The sequence below is a fragment of the Neisseria sp. Marseille-Q2251 genome, from assembly GCF_940793045.1.
In the GTDB taxonomy this organism is placed as follows: domain Bacteria; phylum Pseudomonadota; class Gammaproteobacteria; order Burkholderiales; family Neisseriaceae; genus Neisseria.
On sequence record NZ_CALNWV010000070.1, the window covers coordinates 1 to 5,625 of the forward strand.

Here is a 5,625-nt window from a genome sequence, read left to right on the forward strand (position 1 = left end):
TAAGAAAAGTTTTGATTGACAATGAGATGAAATGCTTTATAATTCGTTTTTGCTCTTTAACAAAACAGATTACCGATAAGTGTGAGTGCGACAGCCTCACACTGTTTGAAAGACAGACAAGATGATGTTTTAGACATTGTCCTGTCGGTTTCTTTGAAGCAGACCAGAAGTTAAAAAAGTTAGAGATTGAACATAAGAGTTTGATCCTGGCTCAGATTGAACGCTGGCGGCATGCTTTACACATGCAAGTCGGACGGCAGCACAGAGAAGCTTGCTTCTTGGGTGGCGAGTGGCGAACGGGTGAGTAACATATCGGAACGTACCGGGCAGTGGGGGATAACTGATCGAAAGATTAGCTAATACCGCATATTTTCTGAGGAAGAAAGCAGGGGACCATTTGGCCTTGCGCTGTTTGAGCGGCCGATATCTGATTAGCTAGTTGGTGGGGTAAAGGCCTACCAAGGCGACGATCAGTAGCGGGTCTGAGAGGATGATCCGCCACACTGGGACTGAGACACGGCCCAGACTCCTACGGGAGGCAGCAGTGGGGAATTTTGGACAATGGGCGCAAGCCTGATCCAGCCATGCCGCGTGTCTGAAGAAGGCCTTCGGGTTGTAAAGGACTTTTGTCAGGGAAGAAAAGGGCGGGGTTAATACCCCTGTCTGATGACGGTACCTGAAGAATAAGCACCGGCTAACTACGTGCCAGCAGCCGCGGTAATACGTAGGGTGCGAGCGTTAATCGGAATTACTGGGCGTAAAGCGGGCGCAGACGGTTACTTAAGCAGGATGTGAAATCCCCGGGCTCAACCTGGGAACTGCGTTCTGAACTGGGTGACTAGAGTGTGTCAGAGGGAGGTAGAATTCCACGTGTAGCAGTGAAATGCGTAGAGATGTGGAGGAATACCGATGGCGAAGGCAGCCTCCTGGGATAACACTGACGTTCATGCCCGAAAGCGTGGGTAGCAAACAGGATTAGATACCCTGGTAGTCCACGCCCTAAACGATGTCGATTAGCTGTTGGGCAGCTTGACTGCTTAGTAGCGAAGCTAACGCGTGAAATCGACCGCCTGGGGAGTACGGTCGCAAGATTAAAACTCAAAGGAATTGACGGGGACCCGCACAAGCGGTGGATGATGTGGATTAATTCGATGCAACGCGAAGAACCTTACCTGGTCTTGACATGTACGGAACCCTCCAGAGACGGAGGGGTGCCTTCGGGAGCCGTAACACAGGTGCTGCATGGCTGTCGTCAGCTCGTGTCGTGAGATGTTGGGTTAAGTCCCGCAACGAGCGCAACCCTTGTCATTAGTTGCCATCATTAAGTTGGGCACTCTAATGAGACTGCCGGTGACAAGCCGGAGGAAGGTGGGGATGACGTCAAGTCCTCATGGCCCTTATGACCAGGGCTTCACACGTCATACAATGGTCGGTACAGAGGGTAGCCAAGCCGCGAGGTGGAGCCAATCTCACAAAACCGATCGTAGTCCGGATTGCACTCTGCAACTCGAGTGCATGAAGTCGGAATCGCTAGTAATCGCAGGTCAGCATACTGCGGTGAATACGTTCCCGGGTCTTGTACACACCGCCCGTCACACCATGGGAGTGGGGGATACCAGAAGTAGGTAGGGTAACCGCAAGGAGCCCGCTTACCACGGTATGCTTCATGACTGGGGTGAAGTCGTAACAAGGTAGCCGTAGGGGAACCTGCGGCTGGATCACCTCCTTTCTAGAGAAAGAAGAGGCTGTGGCATTCACACTTATCGGTAAACTGTAGAAGATGCGGAAAAATGCTTGAGTGAAGACAAGATTCGCTTAAGAAGAGAATCCGGGTTTGTAGCTCAGCTGGTTAGAGCACACGCTTGATAAGCGTGGGGTCGGAGGTTCAAGTCCTCCCAGACCCACCAAGAACGGGGGCATAGCTCAGTTGGTAGAGCACCTGCTTTGCAAGCAGGGGGTCATCGGTTCGATCCCGTTTGCCTCCACCAATACTTTCCAAATCAAAGCGAGTTAAAAAGGCAGTGTAACTGCTTTCTTTTTTTCTAAAGAGAAGTCTGATTGTGAATCAGTTTGACGGAAAAAGAAAGGCTGCTATAATAATCAGCTCATTTTGATTTGCGAAGTAAATAGCAATATTGAACGCATCGATCTTTAACAAATTGGAAAGCCGAAATCAACAAACAAAGACAATGTATCTGTTTTTGATGATTGACCGATTGCAAACGGTCAGTTGTCTCCTGGATAGGAAAAGAAAAACAGGTACAGTATTTGGGTGATGATTGTATCGACTTAATCCCGAAAGACAAAAGGCGGGATTAAGACACAACAAGCAGTAAGCTTTATCAGAGTAGGAAATTCAAGTTTGATGTTCTCGTCAACGGAATGTCAGGCAAAGTCAGAGAAGTTCTTGAAATGATAGAGTCAAGTGAATAAGTGCATCAGGTGGATGCCTTGGCGATGATAGGCGACGAAGGACGTGTAAGCCTGCGAAAAGCGTGGGGGAGCTGGCAATAAAGCTATGATCCCGCGATGTCCGAATGGGGAAACCCACTGCATTCTGTGCAGTATCTTAAGTTGAATACATAGACTTAGAGAAGCGAACCCGGAGAACTGAACCATCTAAGTACCCGGAGGAAAAGAAATCAACCGAGATTCCGCAAGTAGTGGCGAGCGAACGCGGAGGAGCCTGTACGTAATAACTGTCGAGATAGAAGAACAAGCTGGGAAGCTTGACCATAGTGGGTGATAGTCCCGTATTCGAAATCTCAACAGTGGTACTAAGCGTACGAAAAGTAGGGCGGGACACGTGAAATCCTGTCTGAATATGGGGGGACCATCCTCCAAGGCTAAATACTCATCATCGACCGATAGTGAACCAGTACCGTGAGGGAAAGGCGAAAAGAACCCCGGGAGGGGAGTGAAATAGAACCTGAAACCTGATGCATACAAACAGTGGGAGCACCCTTGTGGTGTGACTGCGTACCTTTTGTATAATGGGTCAACGACTTACATTCAGTAGCGAGCTTAACCGAATAGGGGAGGCGTAGGGAAACCGAGTCTTAATAGGGCGAACAGTTGCTGGGTGTAGACCCGAAACCGAGTGATCTATCCATGGCCAGGTTGAAGGTGCCGTAACAGGTACTGGAGGACCGAACCCACGCATGTTGCAAAATGCGGGGATGAGCTGTGGATAGGGGTGAAAGGCTAAACAAACTCGGAGATAGCTGGTTCTCCCCGAAAACTATTTAGGTAGTGCCTCGAGCAAGACACTGATGGGGGTAAAGCACTGTTATGGCTAGGGGGTTATTGCAACTTACCAACCCATGGCAAACTAAGAATACCATCAAGTGGTTCCTCGGGAGACAGACAGCGGGTGCTAACGTCCGTTGTCAAGAGGGAAACAACCCAGACCGCCAGCTAAGGTCCCAAATGATAGATTAAGTGGTAAACGAAGTGGGAAGGCCCAGACAGCCAGGATGTTGGCTTAGAAGCAGCCATCATTTAAAGAAAGCGTAATAGCTCACTGGTCGAGTCGTCCTGCGCGGAAGATGTAACGGGGCTCAAATCTATAACCGAAGCTGCGGATGCCAGTTTACTGGCATGGTAGGGGAGCGTTCTGTAGGCCGATGAAGGTGCATTGTAAAGTGTGCTGGAGGTATCAGAAGTGCGAATGTTGACATGAGTAGCGATAAAGCGGGTGAAAAGCCCGCTCGCCGAAAGCCCAAGGTTTCCTACGCAACGTTCATCGGCGTAGGGTGAGTCGGCCCCTAAGGCGAGGCAGAAATGCGTAGTCGATGGGAAACAGGTTAATATTCCTGTACTTGATTCAAATGCGATGTGGGGACGGAGAAGGTTAGGTTAGCAAGCTGTTGGAATAGCTTGTTTAAGCCGGTAGGTGGAAGACTTAGGCAAATCCGGGTCTTCTTAACACCGAGAAGTGACGACGAGTGTCTACGGACATGAAGTAACCGATACCACGCTTCCAGGAAAAGCCACTAAGCTTCAGTTTGAATCGAACCGTACCGCAAACCGACACAGGTGGGCAGGATGAGAATTCTAAGGCGCTTGAGAGAACTCGGGAGAAGGAACTCGGCAAATTGATACCGTAACTTCGGGAGAAGGTATGCCCTCTAAGGTTAAGGACTTGCTCCGTAAGCCTCGGAGGGTCGCAGAGAATAGGTGGCTGCGACTGTTTATTAAAAACACAGCACTCTGCTAACACGAAAGTGGACGTATAGGGTGTGACGCCTGCCCGGTGCTGGAAGGTTAATTGAAGATGTGAGAGCATCGGATCGAAGCCCCAGTAAACGGCGGCCGTAACTATAACGGTCCTAAGGTAGCGAAATTCCTTGTCGGGTAAGTTCCGACCCGCACGAATGGCGTAACGATGGCCACACTGTCTCCTCCCGAGACTCAGCGAAGTTGAAGTGGTTGTGAAGATGCAATCTACCCGCTGCTAGACGGAAAGACCCCGTGAACCTTTACTGTAGCTTTGCATTGGACTTTGAAGTCACTTGTGTAGGATAGGTGGGAGGCTTTGAAGCAGAGACGCCAGTCTCTGTGGAGCCGTCCTTGAAATACCACCCTGGTGTCTTTGAGGTTCTAACCCAGACCCGTAATCCGGGTCGGGGACCGTGCATGGTAGGCAGTTTGACTGGGGCGGTCTCCTCCCAAAGAGTAACGGAGGAGTTCGAAGGTTACCTAGGTCCGGTCGGAAATCGGACTGATAGTGCAATGGCAAAAGGTAGCTTAACTGCGAGACCGACAAGTCGAGCAGGTGCGAAAGCAGGACATAGTGATCCGGTGGTTCTGTATGGAAGGGCCATCGCTCAACGGATAAAAGGTACTCCGGGGATAACAGGCTGATTCCGCCCAAGAGTTCATATCGACGGCGGAGTTTGGCACCTCGATGTCGGCTCATCACATCCTGGGGCTGTAGTCGGTCCCAAGGGTATGGCTGTTCGCCATTTAAAGTGGTACGTGAGCTGGGTTTAAAACGTCGTGAGACAGTTTGGTCCCTATCTGCAGTGGGCGTTGGAAGTTTGACGGGGGCTGCTCCTAGTACGAGAGGACCGGAGTGGACGAACCTCTGGTGTACCGGTTGTAACGCCAGTTGCATAGCCGGGTAGCTAAGTTCGGAAGAGATAAGCGCTGAAAGCATCTAAGCGCGAAACTCGCCTGAAGATGAGACTTCCCTTGCGGTTTAACCGCACTAAAGAGTCGTTCGAGACCAGGACGTTGATAGGTGGGGTGTGGAAGCGCGGTAACGCGTGAAGCTAACCCATACTAATTGCTCGTGAGGCTTGACTCTATCATTTGAAGAACTTCAAATAAAAAGCTTACTGACTGATTCAGTCATCACCGAATATATTGATTAAGGCTTTACCGATTTGTACAGTTTAAGTTTGGCGGCCATAGCGAGTTGGTCCCACGCCTTCCCATCCCGAACAGGACCGTGAAACGACTCAGCGCCGATGATAGTGTGGTTCTTCCATGCGAAAGTAGGTCACTGCCAAACACCTATTCTAAGCCCCTGACAGATGTCGGGGGCTTTTACTTTTACCTCATATTTTATTCATACCTTTACTTGAAACTCGTCATTGCTGTTTCTTGCCTTCTTGCTAT

At 50.0% G+C, this 5,625-nt stretch carries 2 tRNA genes and 3 rRNA genes; all 5 read left to right on the forward strand.

Annotation, left to right across the window (positions count from 1 at the left end):
• Positions 1-188 precede the first annotated feature (188 nt).
• Positions 189-1,729: ribosomal RNA gene (locus AAG834_RS13370) — 16S ribosomal RNA — on the forward strand.
• A gap of 101 nt (positions 1,730-1,830) precedes the next feature.
• Positions 1,831-1,907 (forward strand) — tRNA-Ile (locus AAG834_RS13375).
• Between the two features lie 5 nt (positions 1,908-1,912).
• Positions 1,913-1,988 (forward strand) — tRNA-Ala (locus AAG834_RS13380).
• 431 nt (positions 1,989-2,419) lie between these two features.
• Positions 2,420-5,311: ribosomal RNA gene (locus tag AAG834_RS13385) — 23S ribosomal RNA — on the forward strand.
• A gap of 93 nt (positions 5,312-5,404) precedes the next feature.
• Positions 5,405-5,518 (forward strand): 5S ribosomal RNA (gene rrf / locus AAG834_RS13390).
• Together the 16S, 23S and 5S rRNA genes with 2 tRNA genes alongside form the textbook arrangement of a ribosomal RNA operon.
• Positions 5,519-5,625: the final 107 nt, after the last annotated feature.